The following is a 249-nucleotide window of genomic DNA, read 5'->3' on the forward strand; positions in this document are numbered from 1 at the left end:
GTACGATGCGCAACTGGAACACCGTGCGCGGCCTCACCGAAATGATCATATAGCCCCGCTTCTTCTTTACTCAGACAGGAAATGATGCCGCTACTGACGGTCGGTATGCTGCGCACTGGAACACGGTGCGAACTCTGATGGATATGCTGGATTAGATGCAAGGAAAACACGTCTTCAAAGGTTTTTATCACTCGAGAAAAAATGTACTTGCAGTTGAATAAGTGACAGATATCAGTGTATTTCCTGTCC

Annotated in this window: 1 protein-coding gene; it reads right to left on the bottom strand. The window is 47.0% G+C overall.

The genetic code is table 11. The features are described 5' to 3' along the window. Positions 1–249 (bottom strand): hypothetical protein (locus AF337_RS44460; protein WP_210168067.1); only part of this gene is annotated, 249 nt, incomplete at both ends.

The organism is Rhizobium ecuadorense (genome assembly GCF_001187535.1).
Lineage (GTDB): Bacteria > Pseudomonadota > Alphaproteobacteria > Rhizobiales > Rhizobiaceae > Rhizobium > Rhizobium ecuadorense.